Origin of the sequence: Aequorivita sp. KMM 9714 (assembly GCF_011065475.1) — a bacterium.
Lineage (GTDB): Bacteria > Bacteroidota > Bacteroidia > Flavobacteriales > Flavobacteriaceae > Aequorivita > Aequorivita sinensis.
This window is the reverse complement of sequence record NZ_JAAGRO010000006.1, coordinates 83,431-97,862: the sequence shown is the minus strand read 5'-3', so window position 1 is coordinate 97,862 and position 14,432 is coordinate 83,431. Positions and strand designations below refer to the sequence as shown.

Annotated in this window: 12 protein-coding genes; 7 read left to right on the top strand and 5 right to left on the bottom strand. The window is 33.9% G+C overall.

The genetic code is table 11. From position 1 onward, the window contains the following. Nucleotides 1-258: 258 nt before the first annotated feature. From G3A46_RS12560 to G3A46_RS12540, 5 genes are all read left to right on the top strand, one after another. The gene (locus G3A46_RS12560) at nt 259-546 is read left to right on the top strand and encodes an FISUMP domain-containing protein (protein ID WP_165150296.1); all 288 of its coding nucleotides are present in this window, start codon (nt 259-261) and stop codon (nt 544-546) included. A gap of 183 nt (nt 547-729) precedes the next feature. After that, on the top strand, nt 730-2,349 hold the full coding sequence (locus G3A46_RS12555) for a CTP synthase (RefSeq protein WP_165150294.1): 1,620 nt from the start codon (nt 730-732) through the stop codon (nt 2,347-2,349). A 180-nt stretch (nt 2,350-2,529) separates the two neighbouring features. Further along, nucleotides 2,530-4,416 (top strand): membrane protein insertase YidC, encoded by a 1,887-nt coding sequence (gene yidC, locus G3A46_RS12550; RefSeq protein ID WP_165150292.1) that lies wholly within the window; start codon nt 2,530-2,532, stop codon nt 4,414-4,416. Between the two features lie 139 nt (nt 4,417-4,555). Beyond that, nucleotides 4,556-5,248 carry a hypothetical protein gene (locus G3A46_RS12545; protein ID WP_165150290.1) on the top strand — a complete coding sequence of 231 codons (693 nt, stop codon included), beginning with the start codon at nt 4,556-4,558 and terminating at the stop codon, nt 5,246-5,248. 207 nt (nt 5,249-5,455) lie between these two features. Then, on the top strand, nt 5,456-7,927 hold the full coding sequence (locus G3A46_RS12540) for a M14 metallopeptidase family protein (protein WP_165150289.1): 2,472 nt from the start codon (nt 5,456-5,458) through the stop codon (nt 7,925-7,927). Between the two features lie 54 nt (nt 7,928-7,981). Here G3A46_RS12540 and G3A46_RS12535 read toward each other — a convergent pair whose 3' ends face one another. Both G3A46_RS12535 and G3A46_RS12530 read right to left on the bottom strand, forming a co-directional pair. After that, nucleotides 7,982-8,728, bottom strand: coding sequence for a DUF6503 family protein (locus tag G3A46_RS12535; protein WP_165150288.1), 747 nt, complete (start codon nt 8,726-8,728; stop codon nt 7,982-7,984). A gap of 92 nt (nt 8,729-8,820) precedes the next feature. After that, nucleotides 8,821-9,438, bottom strand: coding sequence for an alpha-ketoglutarate-dependent dioxygenase AlkB (locus G3A46_RS12530; protein ID WP_165150287.1), 618 nt, complete (start codon nt 9,436-9,438; stop codon nt 8,821-8,823). 160 nt (nt 9,439-9,598) lie between these two features. Between G3A46_RS12530 and G3A46_RS12525 the strand changes: the two genes are divergently transcribed. Both G3A46_RS12525 and G3A46_RS12520 read left to right on the top strand, forming a co-directional pair. After that, the gene (locus tag G3A46_RS12525) at nt 9,599-10,159 is read left to right on the top strand and encodes a LemA family protein (RefSeq protein WP_206736018.1); all 561 of its coding nucleotides are present in this window, start codon (nt 9,599-9,601) and stop codon (nt 10,157-10,159) included. A gap of 26 nt (nt 10,160-10,185) precedes the next feature. Beyond that, on the top strand, nt 10,186-11,919 hold the full coding sequence (locus G3A46_RS12520; RefSeq protein ID WP_165150286.1) for a DUF2207 domain-containing protein: 1,734 nt from the start codon (nt 10,186-10,188) through the stop codon (nt 11,917-11,919). 74 nt (nt 11,920-11,993) lie between these two features. Here the strand turns inward: G3A46_RS12520 and G3A46_RS12515 are convergent, their stop codons facing one another. The 3 genes from G3A46_RS12515 to G3A46_RS12505 form a co-directional block, all read right to left on the bottom strand. Next, the gene (locus tag G3A46_RS12515) at nt 11,994-12,560 is read right to left on the bottom strand and encodes a hypothetical protein (protein ID WP_165150285.1); all 567 of its coding nucleotides are present in this window, start codon (nt 12,558-12,560) and stop codon (nt 11,994-11,996) included. 115 nt (nt 12,561-12,675) lie between these two features. Beyond that, complete coding sequence (locus tag G3A46_RS12510; RefSeq protein WP_165150284.1) at nt 12,676-13,512, bottom strand: ABC transporter permease; 837 nt, start codon at nt 13,510-13,512, stop codon at nt 12,676-12,678. A 6-nt stretch (nt 13,513-13,518) separates the two neighbouring features. Then, nucleotides 13,519-14,415 (bottom strand): ATP-binding cassette domain-containing protein, encoded by an 897-nt coding sequence (locus G3A46_RS12505; RefSeq protein WP_139856029.1) that lies wholly within the window; start codon nt 14,413-14,415, stop codon nt 13,519-13,521. Between the last annotated feature and the right edge of the window lie 17 nt (nt 14,416-14,432).

Sequence of the window (14,432 nt, the reverse complement as noted above, 5' to 3'; positions counted from 1 at the left end):
TGCAAAATTAACGGAGTCACAAGGATCTAGTTATCCAATTTTCTTGAGAGATGATAAATTTAACTAATCAAAAATTGATGATGTTGTTATTAAAATAAATAATATACATGGACCTGTTGAGTATAACGGTGGTTATCGGTTTACAAGGTTTAATGGTGAATTTGAAATACCTTATTTATCAAAAGACACAATCAAAGAGTTAAAGAATGGACACGTGTTCAGTAAACAACTGTTTTTAATATTATGAGACCGTATGAAATGTTTAAGTATACTCCCAAAGGATTCTCCGTACCATCAATTACCGATTTCCATACCTTGTTTTTCAACCTCGGAGGGATAGATAAAGCCCAAGAGGTTTTAACCAACTATGTTGGGTATACTCCAAATGAAGATTACCTCGAAGTAGGATTGATAGACGATCTGGTAGAGGGTAATAATAGTATAGGGTTTAATGCTAATCCTGGAGGATCCGCATATAGTTCCAGTTATCCAGAAGAAGGATTATTTAATGCATGGTGGACCAATTCTAAAATAGCAGAAGATTAATTTATAACAGTAAATATGGGGTATTCCGGAGGTGATCATGCAGGCGGCTCACTTTCGGCTGGGAACGCAATTAGAGCAATAAAAAATAAAAATAACTAAAAACAAATAACCAATAACCTTTTCCCGTTTCCACAATAAAAATGTACCTTTGCATCCCGTATAATCATTTCAGCAGAGGTATCCATGAGCACTACAAAATACATCTTCGTTACGGGCGGGGTTTCATCATCATTAGGAAAAGGAATTATCGCAGCATCGCTAGCTAAGCTATTACAAGCTAGAGGCTACCGTGTAACTATTCAAAAACTAGATCCTTACATTAACGTAGATCCAGGAACTTTAAATCCATACGAGCATGGCGAATGTTATGTTACAGATGATGGTGCTGAAACCGATTTAGATTTAGGGCATTATGAGCGTTTCTTAAACGTATCAACTTCTCAAGCAAATAATGTTACAACAGGTCGTATTTACCAAAGTGTAATCCAAAAGGAGCGTCGTGGTGAATTCCTAGGAAAAACTGTTCAGGTAATTCCACATATCACAAACGAAATTAAAGAGCGTATCCAACTTTTAGGTAAAACAGGCGATTACGATATCGTTATTACTGAAATTGGTGGAACTGTGGGAGATATTGAGTCTTTACCATACATAGAAGCTGTTCGTCAGATGAAATGGGAAATGGGGGATGATAACGCTCTAGTTATACATTTAACACTTGTTCCTTTTCTTGCTGCTGCAGGTGAATTGAAAACCAAGCCAACCCAACATTCGGTTAAAACTTTAATGGAAAGTGGTATCCGTGCAGATATTTTAGTTTGTAGAACAGAACACGAACTTTCTTTTGATTTAAGAAGAAAGCTTGCTCTTTTCTGCAATGTAAAACAAGAAGCTGTAATTCAATCTATAGATGCTTCTACAATTTATGATGTTCCAAACTTAATGTTTGAAGAAGGCTTAGATAAGGTTACTCTTAAAAAATTAAACTTAGTAGATTCAAAGGAACCAGACTTAAAGCATTGGAATGACTTTTTGAAAAGACATAAAAATCCGAAAGCTGAGGTTAGAGTTGGTTTAATTGGAAAGTACGTTGAATTACAAGATAGCTACAAATCTATTTTAGAAGCTTTTATTCACGCAGGTGCTGAAAATGAAGTTAAAGTAAATGTAGACTTTATACATTCAGAGCATATCAATGCAAAAACAATTGGAAACAAACTTTCTAAACTTGATGGAATTCTTGTTGCTCCAGGATTTGGAGAACGAGGAATTGAAGGAAAGGTTGCTGCTGTTCAATACGCACGTGAAAACAACTTACCGTTCTTGGGTATTTGTTTAGGAATGCAAATGGCGGTTATTGAGTTTGCTAGAAATGTGTTGAAGTTAAAAGATGCAAATAGTACCGAAATGAATCCGAAAGCTCAAGACCCTGTAATTAGTATTATGGAGGATCAGAAGAACCTTGAGGATATGGGAGGAACTATGCGTTTAGGTTCATGGAAATGTGATTTAAAAGAAGGTAGCTTAGCTAGTAAGATATATAGTTCGAACTCTATTGAAGAGCGTCACCGCCATAGATATGAGTTTAATAGTAAATACAGAGATGAATTAGAAGCTGCAGGTATGATTGCTACAGGTAGTAATCCAAACACCAATTTGGTAGAGATTGTAGAAATTCCAAGTCACCCTTGGTTTGTTGGAGTTCAATACCATCCTGAATATAAAAGTACGGTTGCCAATCCGCATCCGCTTTTTGTGGCTTTTGTAAAAGCAATGCACGAGCATTCAGAAAAAAATAACTAAGACAATTTGGCGTAAGGTCAATTAAAGGCGGGATTATTGTTTACCTAGCTGTCTTATAAGTTTAAATCTAAGTTAATAACTAAGATTACAACGAAACAAAACGATTAAATTAAACTAAAACTTTCGAATTCTAAATTCGGAATACATTAAAACGATTGCGGTACAAGTCCGCGACTTAGTATGGAAGAAAAGAAATTTGACGTTAACTCACTCGTAGGTTTTTTATTGATTGGTGGTATCCTTATTTGGATGCTTTATATGAATAAACCTACCGAGGAAGAATTACAAGCTGAAAAAGCAAAAACTGAAGCTGCAGCAAGTGAGGCTATTTCATCAGAAAAAGGACCACTAGACACAACATTAGCTGGAGCTATTTCAGATTCATTGAAGCTAGGTTCTGCAAGTGATTCATTAGCTTATGAGCAATTGAAAAACCAATTAGGTTCTTTTGCTTATTCTAGCACATTGCCTTCTGCAACCGATGAAAGTACAGTGTTTGAAAATGATGTTCTTTACCTAAAAGTAAGTAACAAAGGAGGATATATTTCTGAAGCTAGATTAAAGAATTTTACAAAATTTGATTCTGTTCCAATCTATCTTATTAAAGATGGCAACGCTTCATTAAACCTTCAGTTTACAGCTGAAAATAGAAATTTAAACACAGCAGATTTATACTTCGAGCCTACGTTAAGTAAAAACGGTGAAGATAAAGTGCTTTCTATGAAGCTAAAAACTTCACAAAATGGATTCTTGGAATATCGCTATACCTTGAAGCCTGGTGAGTATATGCTTGACTTCAGTATTAATAGTCAAGGTTTAGATGGTGTATTAAATACATCTCAGCCTATGTATTTAGACTGGAGATTAAAAGGATATCGTCACGCAAAAAGTATTTCGTATGAAAACAGATATTCTCGTTTAACCTACGAATACGACGGCGAAAAGCACTCAAAATTATCTCCATCTGGTGATGACGACGAATTAGAAAAAGATGTTACCTGGATGAATTTCCGTCAGCATTTCTTTAGTTCGATGCTACTTACGGATACTCCATTTAAAGAGGTAAAACTTACATCTGTAGATTTAGTAAAAGATGAAGAAATAGATACTGTATATACAAAACAGTACGGAGCTAAAATGCTTATAGAACCTAAAGGTGGAAAGTTGGCCCATACTATGAATATGTATTACGGTCCTTCAGATTATAAAATCTTTAAAGAATACGGCCGTAACTTAGATGAGGCTATGCCGCTAGGTTGGGGAATATTCGGGTTTATTAATAAGTATGTTATTATTCCATTGTTCGGGTTGTTATCAGACTTCTTACCTGCAGGGATCGCAATTATTGTACTTACAATTTTAATTAAATTATTGCTTTCTCCTGTTCAGTACAAGCAATATCTTGCTCAGGCTAAAATGAAGGTTTTAAAACCTGAAATGGATGCAATTAAAGAAAAGTATAAGGACAATAAGCTTAAAATTCAACAGGAAACTATGAAGTTGCAAACTTCCGCAGGTGCCAGTCCGCTGAAGGGTTGTTTACCAGCTTTATTGCAAATTCCTGTGTTCTATGCTTTATTTACCTTTTTCCCATCGGCATTCGATTTAAGACAGAAGAGTTTCTTATGGGCAGAAGACCTTTCAAGCTATGATACAATTTTAGAGTTGCCATTTCATATCCCATTTTATGGTGATCACGTGAGTTTATTCCCAATTTTAGCTTCTATTGCTATCTTCATTTATATGATGATGACAACAGGACAGACAATGCAGCAACAGCAGCAACCGGGAATGCCTAATATGAAATTCATAATGTATCTATCACCATTGTTTATGTTGATTTTCTTCAACAACTACGCAAGTGGTTTATCGCTGTACTATTTTGTTTCAAACCTTATTACTATCGGGATTATGCTTGTAATCAAAAACTTCATTATTGATGAAGAAAAGATTCACGCTAAAATTCAGGTGAAAAAAGCGCAACCAAAAAAGCAAAATAAATTTCAGCGTAAAATGGCTGAAATGATGGAGCAGGCTGAGGAACAAAAGCGAGCTGGAAAACGATAATATTTTCTAAACTTAATAAAGAAGGGTTTCTTTATAGGCTGATATTTCAGCATATTTAGAAACCCTTCTTCAATTCACAAATAATAGTAAAATAGAATTAAAGCTTCTTCGTTATCTTTATTGAAATATTACAAACACTATGAAAATACTTAATGTCTTACTTTTCTTAGGAATTTTTATCTCGTCTATAGCAGGTTTTTCTCAGAATGATATAAACCAAATGGATGCAGATGGTAAACGTCACGGAATTTGGAAAAAGATATATCCTGGAACGGAACAATTGCGATATGAAGGTAAGTTTGAACACGGAAAAGAAGTTGGAGAATTCAAATTTTATTGTGAAGACTGTAAAAATCAGCCTACGATAATTAAAACATTTAACAAGAGTGATAATATTGCTGATGTCAAGTATTTCACTAAAAAAGGAAAACTTGTAAGTGAAGGTAAAATGCAAGGTAAACAGCGAATAGGTGAATGGGTTTACTATCACGAAAAATCTAAGGTAGTTATGTCTCGAGAAAACTATCTTAACGATGAACTTCACGGAAAAGTTATTACCTATTATCCAAATGGAAAAATAACCCAGGAAACCGATTACAAGCACGGGAAAAAGGACGGAGAAGACAATTATTACTCAGTTGAGGGGGTGCTTCTTAAAAAACTTCCACATTCTAATGACCAAATTCACGGACAGGTTTTTTACTACGATGCTTATGGAAATGTTGTAATTGAAGGCCACTACAAACACGGTAAAAAGCATGGACTTTGGAAATATTACAAAGACGGACAAGTTGCTTTAGAGGAAACTTTTCCAAAGAAAAATAGAGAGTAAATTAAAGTTAACCTTGTTTTTATTAAGTTGTTACAAACAAACCCATCTCATTCATTTACCTTTAATTAATTAGTTATCAATTATTGATGCTTACTGCTAATTTAATTTTAGCTATTAATAGGGTTAAGCCTTGTCTTTGCTCTAAATTCAATAGCATTATTTCAAATTGTTTCTTTAGCTTTATCATTTATTTTAAACACTTTCAGAATGAATCGTTTTCTCACTATTTTATTTTTAATTTTTCCTGTTTTTATTTTCGCGCAGTTAAAATCACCTGCCGAATTTTTGGGTTATGAAATAGGTACTCATTTTTCAAGACACGCCGATGTAGTTGCATATTTTGAACACGTTGCTGAAAACAGTGCGCTTGTTCAATATTCCGATTATGGAATTACAAACGAACGTAGAAGATTGACCTATGCAATTATTTCTTCTGAAGAGAATCTTAAAAACATTGAAAAGATTCGTACTGACAATTTAAAAAATGCTGGAATTATTTCAGGAAATGCAAACCCTGAGAAAGCTATTGTTTGGTTAAGCTACAATGTACACGGAAATGAAGCGAGTAGTAGTGAAGCGGCAATGAATACAATCTATAAGTTACTGACAGAACACCAAGATTATCTTCAAAATACTGTTATAATTATGGATCCTGGTGTTAATCCAGATGGGCGAGATAGATATGTGAATTGGTACAATCAAGTGCAAGCTAGGCCTTATAACACCTCACAAGACGCTACAGAGCATAAAGAGCCTTGGCCAAGTGGACGACCAAACCATTATTTGTTCGATTTAAATCGCGATTGGATGTGGGCAAGTCAGGTAGAAACGCAACAACGTTTAAAACTTTACAATCAGTGGATGCCGCATCTACACGTAGATTTTCACGAACAGTTTATAAATAACCCATATTATTTTGCGCCAGGAGCAGAGCCATATCACGAAATAATTACTCCTTGGCAACGCGATTTTCAACATCAAATAGGAAAGAATAACGCCAAGTATTTTGATGAAAATGGATGGTTATACTTCACCCGTGAGAGTTTTGACTTATTGTACCCAAGTTATGGAGATACTTACCCGATGTATATGGGAGCCATTGGGATGACTTATGAGCAAGCTGGGCACGGTATGGCTGGATTAGGTATTATGAATGATGAAGATATTGAACTTACGCTTGTAGACCGTGTTGCTCATCATACCACAACAGGATTATCAACTATTGAAGTTGCTTCAAAACAAGCGAAAACTCTGAATTCAGAATTCAGAACATTCTTTCAAAATGACAATTTAAAATTCAAGAGTTTTGTGTTAAAAGGAAATGCAGATAAAATCAGAAGTCTAACCGAAATGTTAGATCGTCACGATATTAAATACGGATTTGCAGATGGCGGTAAAGTGAAAGGTTTTAGCTATTCAACATCAAAAAATGCAACAATAGACGCTAAAGATGCTTTAGTGGTTAGTACAAATCAACCTAAAGGGAAGATGGTACAAGTGCTTTTTGAACCTACAACATCACTGTCAACCCCAATTACTTACGATATTACAGCATGGAGCTTGCCTTATGCTTTTGGGTTGGATGGCATTGCGAGTACTAGTTTGGTTGCTACTAATAGCACATTGAAGAAATCAGCAGTTTCGAATATTGCTTCTCCTAATGCCGCTGGTTATATCGCTAAGTGGAATAGCTTACAAGACGCTACATTCCTTTCTGAATTATTAAAGAATAACATTAAAGTACGTTTTTCAGAAAAAGAACTTGGCTTTAATGGAAATAGCTTTGGTCGAGGGAGTTTAATTATTACAAGAAGCGACAATAAAAAGAATTCAGAATTTGATACAAAACTTATCGAAATAGCCAATAAAATGGAGCGAGAGCTTTATGCTTCTCCAACTAGCTATGCTGATGAGTTGACAGATTTTGGATCACAGTACGTGCATTTAATTAAAAATAAAAAAGTTGCAATGCTTCAGGGTGCAGGGACCTCTTCATTAAATTATGGAGCCCTTTGGCACTTTTTTGAAACACAATTAAAATATCCTATCACTTCAATAAATACAGAAAGTGTAGGAAGGGTTAAGTGGAGTGAGTACGATGTTTTAATATTACCAGAAGGAAATTACAATTCAATTTTATACGATGACAACTTTAAAATACTTGAAGATTGGGTTAGCCAAGGCGGTAATTTAATAGCTATAGGAAATGCTGTAGCTATTTTTGAAGATAAAAAAGGTTTTGATTTAACCAAAAATGCTTCTGAAAACGAAGATGAAAACGAAGATGAAATTTCAGATAAAAACTTAATACCTTATGCTGAACGTGAGATGGAAAGTACTAAGGATATGATTACTGGAAGTATTTTTAAAGTGAAGCTAGATAACACTCACCCCTTGGCTTTTGGTTATGACGATACTTATTACAGTATGAAATTGGGTAATAAGTCTTACAAGTTTTTAGAGGATGGCTATAATGTTGGGTATATTGAAGGAGACGCTGTAAGTGTTTCAGGATTTACTGGTGAACGTGCAAAAGCTTCACTTAAAAACTCTATTGTTTTTGCTCAGGCAAAGAAGGGTAGAGGTAGTGTAGTTTATATGGTTGACGATGTTTCATTCCGTTCGTTTTGGCAGAATGGAAAACTGTTTCTAGCCAATGCAGTATTCTTTGTGAAATAAAACTCTGGATTAGTATATATAAAACTCGGTCTTTAATTTTAAAGACCGAGTTTTTTATTCTATAATATCGACTGAAATATCTTCTGTAATTATTTCTGAAAGCAACTCTAATTTTCCTTCAGTAAAGAGCTCATCTAGAGATTTCATATCTACATTTTCCCAAGGTTCGGCTTTGTAGTTTTTGTAATCAACAAAACGTATTCCATTTACAACAATAGGGTTAAAAGCTTCTCTAAAACGAATGCCACCTTTTCCAGTGTAGAATTTATAAGCGAAATAGTCAGTAGTAAAATCATCTTTATTTATCCAATACATATAAATATCTTCGTGATCATCTCCGCCGCCTTCTTGCGTGAACGTTACTTCAATTTCGTAGTATTTTTTGCCTTTAATCTCAGTCTCTCCAACTAATTTTTTATTTACGGCTTCATCATTCAAACCGTAAGGTAGTTGCACAAAATAATGTACAGAATTTACCGAATTGGAATACAGATTCGAGAGTGAGTCGGACAAGCTTACTTTTACACCATTAACTTGTCTTTCAAAACTACTATTTGTAAGCACATCAAAAGTTTCTCCTAAAGAATCGTTTATTGTTCGGGTTAATTTATAAAGACCGTTTTTTCTTTCGCTAGTGTATTTATTTTTACGAAAAGTGAATTCAATTTTGGCCTTGTCGTATTTATCTCCTCCAGCATTTTCAATTGTTTTGTCAATAATCTGTTGTGCTGTAAGTTGTTTTTCTTCTTGCTTGCAGGAAATAAAAAGGAAAAGAAATCCAATTATTGGAAGGAGTCTCATAGGTTTATGTTTTTTCCTCAAAGATACAAATGAATTATTCTAATCAATAAAATCATTTATACGTAAGTGTTGTAGTTGATAAACTTTAAAAATTAATCTACAATAGTTCTAAACGTCAGATTGATTCTTGCTGAATTTATTTTTTTAGTTGGGGGTAATCGATGTAACCAATAGGTTTGAGTTTCACCTTTCATTACTAATAAGCTACCGTGTTCTAAGTTTACAGAAATCGTTTCTTTGGTTTCTTTGTGCTTAAAAGCGAATTTACGCTCTGCACCAAAACTAACAGAGGCAATGGCTCCATTCTTTTTTAAATCTTTTTCATCATCACTATGCCAAGCCATTCCTTCTGCACCAGTGTGGTATAAGTTAAGTAAGCAGCTGTTATAAGTTTCAACACTTTTCTTTTCAATATACCTTTTAAGCTCAAGTAATTCTGGTGTCCATGGAAGAGCTTTCTTTGTTGTTTTTGAATAGGTGTATTTAAATTCCTTATCACCGTACCAAGCTACTTTTCGTTTTGTAATAATTTTTTTTCCAAAGATGAATGCTTCATCATTTTTCCAAGAAATAGAATTTAGAAGAATTTCGAAATAACGATTTGCCACTTCTTCAGAAAATATTTTTCCGAAATAATTAACCTCGCCATCTCTTGGAAGTAAGTTCTTTTCTGGATCTGCTTTTAGGGAAAATAAATTTAATTGTTGCAAGTGAAATCTTTTCTAAGGAATGATAAAAGTAACAACTACAAACGAATCGAGTTTATTTAAAACATACTATTTAGTTATTAAAAAAAATGTATGAAAGTATTTAAATTGAATTCATTACTTTTATTAGTCAATTGATTATCAAATCAAAACCTAAACAATTATGAATATTATGCTTTTTATTTTCGGAGTTATAGTAGTGATTGCGATTTTGCTTGTTATTGTTTTTAATCGCTTTGTAAAGAACAAAAACTTAGTGAAAGATGCTTGGAGTAATATTGATGTTGCTTTAAAACGTCGATACGATTTAATTCCAAACCTTATTGAAACTGTAAAAGGATATGCAGCCCACGAAAAAACCACATTAGAAAGTCTGATTAATGCGCGTAATGCTGCTATGTCGGTTCCTTCCGACGATATAAATGGCCAGATAAAAGCAGAAAGTCAATTACAACAATCGTTACGCAGTATTTTCGCATTAGGTGAAGCTTATCCAGATTTAAAAGCTAATCAAAGCTTTTTGGACCTGCAGCAGAAGTTAAATGAAATTGAAGTAAATCTTGAACGCAGTAGAAGGTATTACAATGGTACGGTGCGTGAAAATAATACCTATGGCGAAAGTATGCCTGGTGTTTTATTTGCTGGAATGTTTGGGTATAAGCATTTCGATTACTTTGAAGCTGATGAAGCCGAACGCAAAAATGTAAAAGTGAGTTTCGATTAAATTTTATTAAAACATATGCAATTAAGATGCTTTTCAATTATTTCATAAAACTAAAGTTCAATTGCCAGTTCAATAAAAAACTGGTTCTACTAGTTTTTGGAATATTCTTTTTCCTAAAAGCTTCTTCTCAGGATTTTACTGTTGATTATGCAAAGGTTGATATTTATATAAGTGAAGAGGGGTATTTTGATGTTGTAGAAAATTACGACATTACTTTCACAGCTCCCAAACACTGGATATATCGTACCATACAAACTCAATACGATATTAAAACGGAAGATGGAACGGATGAAAAGCGCAAAATTGAGATTGAAAATATTGATGTTTCAAAGCATAAGTATTCAACAACGCCATTTTTTGCACGAAAAGTAAGCAATGATTTTGAAATTAAAATTGGGGATAAGGATAAAACTATAATCGGTCCGGAGCACTACGAAATTAAATACAGGGTTTACAATGCCTTTCTCTATGGAGAAGAAAACACTCATTTCTATTGGAATATTAAACCAGATAATTGGTTGGCACCCTTTAAAAAATTAGATTTTACTATTCATATTCCTGAAAGCATTGATTTGGATTTAGACAATATCTATGTGTATTCGGGTGAGCGAGGGCAATCTGCAGTTTCACCTTATTTTGAGGTTAGTTATGACGATGGAGTATTTCTAGTTAAAAGTACTAGCGACTTTAATTCTGCAACCGGAGAGAGTGTAACCGCACTTGTAAAACTACCATTAGATTCTATAAAAGAAATAAAACCCTTTTGGCCATTTTGGACTGACTATGGTTGGACTATTATTTTGGGAGCTTTAGTCTTTGTTTTTTATTTAGTTTGGAATAAATACGGGAAGGATGATAAGGTAATAGCGACTACAAGTTATTTTCCTCCAAGTGGCATAGACCCAGCTATGGCAGGGTATCTAATAAATGATAAAGGAGATACAGAAGATCTTATTGCTTTATTACCGTATTGGGGAGAACGTGGTATTATAGCCATAGAGGAGATTCCAAAAGAAAATTGGTTTGGTAAGAGTGATACTAAAATTACACGTTTAAGACCTTTACCAGAAGGTGCTTCACCCTATGAGATAGAGCTTTTTAATGGAATTTTTGGCAGTAGATATAATTCTGGTGAAAAAAGTGTTTTAATAAGTAGTTTGAAAAATTCATTTTACACAAAAATGGATAAAGCAAAAAAATTATTAAAAAAACAAGCCCAAGTATATTATGATCCTAAAGCTAATAAAGTTCAAATTGGAGCAATAGTAGGTCTATTAATTATAGATCTTATTCTACTTTTTGTCTTTTTGGTATTTTGGGGTCCAATCGCGGTAATTGCACTTGTTCCAGTTTTCGCAATTTTACTTTATATGACAGTGCATTTGGTAAAGAAAAACGCTAAAGGAACTCAAGTTTTATCTGAATTAAAAGGGTTTAAACAGTTTATAAAAATAGCAGAAGAGAATAAACTAAAAATGCTATTAAAAGATAGCCCTAACTACTTTGAATCTACGATGAGCTATGCGCTAGCTTTTGGATTACTTAGCAATTGGGTTAAGAAATTTGAAGCACTCGATATACAACCTCCTACTTGGTATTCTTCATCAACAGGAGTGATGACAATGAATAATTTCTCCAGATCATTTACCAATACTATAACGACTACCAAATCTACTATGGTTAGTTCACCATCAAGCAGTTCATCTGGAGGTGGATCTTCAGGAGGCGGTTTTGGTGGTGGTGGCGGCGGAAGTTGGTAAGATTTTTTTTATTTATGCAGAAGTAAATTAACTTTCATCTAGCATCTAGCATCTAGCATCTAGCATCTCAAATCTCACTTCTCGTACCCCCAAGGTGCTGCTGGAGTTTCAACTTCTTTAGTTAAATCGAATTTTACAGTAAATACTCTGTCGCTCCCAATTCTACGTAAATTATAGGTCATAGAAGTATCATCAAGTGTAAACCACCAAACATTTGTAGAAGCTAAAGGAAGCATATTGCTTGTATGTTGGTCTGCAGGAAAAAACTGAATATTAGGTAAACCAGTATTAGAGCTTAACCCTCCGTATTGAGTAACATCTTCTTCAGTTCCATCTTCGTGACGATGATCGTGCTTTAGAAGGATGCGATTGTCATCTTGTAAGGTTAATACCCAAGTTCTTGATCTGTTTTCACCTACAAAAAACGGAACACGGATGATATTTTCTTCACAACTTCTTACATGCATAACAAGTTTTTCTCCCATAAAACCATCACCTTCCTTGCCACCAGCTGTAATTACTCCCTCATAAGCTTTACCGCAATGTGATTTTAAATTATTCCAAAATTGCTCAGAAGAAGGAGCTTCTTGAGCAAAAAGATGTAAAGGTAATAGCAACAATAAGAAGAATATTTTTTTCATTTTATCAGATTTTAAAAGAAATGCCAAGATATCAACTTTTATGTAATTTGTAAATTAATATTGAAACAAAGTATGCCGTTAAGCTATGTCAAATGATTATTTGTGAGTTTATAAGTTATAAATCTCTTTTCTTTAGGATTGTATAAGACCAATAGACGAATAAAAACGTCCATACAATTACAATTAGGATATTTAACCAACCAACTGCATAATCCTTTGTGAAATTTTCGCCTAATTGGTTTGCAGCGGTTTGAATAACTCCTAAGCGGCTAAACGGTTCTTTTATTAGGTTTGCCATTGCATTTAAGGGAAAAAACAAAGCTACTTTGTCTGCAATTTCGGTATCTCTAAAGAACTGCCATTTCATTAAACCGTATAATAACCATTCAATTACTTGCCAAACAATTAAGAACCCAAGCGCAAAGGCAGAACGCTTAACCAATACCCCTAGGAATAAACAAAAAGAGAAAAAGGCAACGAGTTTTATAAAATACGCTGCTATATATTCCAAATCGCTAAAAATTATTCCTATTTCATTATAATCGGAAAAACTTAAACCTAGGATTAATGTTACTATAAATATGAATATGGTAGAAATGCTTGCAAACAAAAGCACGGTAAGAAACTTAGAAAGCACAAACTCCTTTTTGCTAAGGCCATCAATAAGGTTTTGCTTTAGTGTGCGATAACTATATTCATTACTCATCAAGGAAACAATAACAATGGCTAAGAATAGCTTTAGAATAGCTGCCATATAAGTATTAAAGTGCCAAATAAAAGGAAAGTTGAAAATTCCTTGATCTGCAACTCTAAAGTGAATATTTCCAAAATTGAATTCTATAGAAGCAATAAGGGCAATAAAAGTGATAAGTATAAAATAAATACTCGAAATAACTTTTACAGATCGGCTATGTTTCAGTTTAAAAAGTTCTATTTTTAATAATCGTAGCATCTGCAATTAGTTTTGTTTGGTTAGTTCAAGGAATTGTTCTTCAAGGCTTTCTTTTCGTTTTACAAGATGTGAAAGCGTAACACCTTTTTCAAAAAGCAATTTATTTACCTCAGTTGCATCCATAGGTTGGTTTAGGTAAACTATTAAATATTCTCCTTCACGTTTAACAGTTCCAAAAGCAGAATTGCCTTTTAAAGCTTGTTCCAATAGCTCCATATTATTACTTTGAAGGGTTAAAAAGCCGTGGCTTGCATTCATAGCATCCACACTACCTGAATACAGACTAACTCCTTTTCTAAGAATAACCACGTGAGTACACACTTTTTCTACTTCATCTAGCAAATGCGAAGCGAGTAATATCGTGGTGCCTAAGGAAGCAATTTTCTTAATAATCTCTCTAATTTGATGAATTCCCTGCGGGTCAAGACCGTTTGTAGGTTCGTCTAGAATTAATATTTCAGGGTCATTTAATAAGGCTGAAGCAATGGCTAATCGTTGTTTCATCCCTAGTGAAAAGGTGCTAAACTTGCTATCCTTTCTATCGGATAAACCAACTAATTCTAGCTTTTCTAAAATTTTAGCTTCAGAAACCTCTTTGATTTTACAAACCAATTTAAGGTTTTGTACTGCCGTCATATACGGGTAAAAGTTAGGTCGCTCAATAATAGCTCCTACTTTTTTTAAAGCATCATGAGTAGAAATATCTCCGTTAAACCATTGAAAGTCGCCTGATGTTTTGTTTACTACATTAAGCACAATGCCTAGTGTTGTACTTTTACCGCTTCCATTTGGACCAAGTATCCCGTAAACATTGCCTTTCTCGATGGTAAAAGATAGGTTGTTTACAGCAGTAAGTGAACCGAATTTTTTAGTAAGATTGTTTATTGTGAGAATGTTTTCCACAGAAAAGTTTTTGGTGG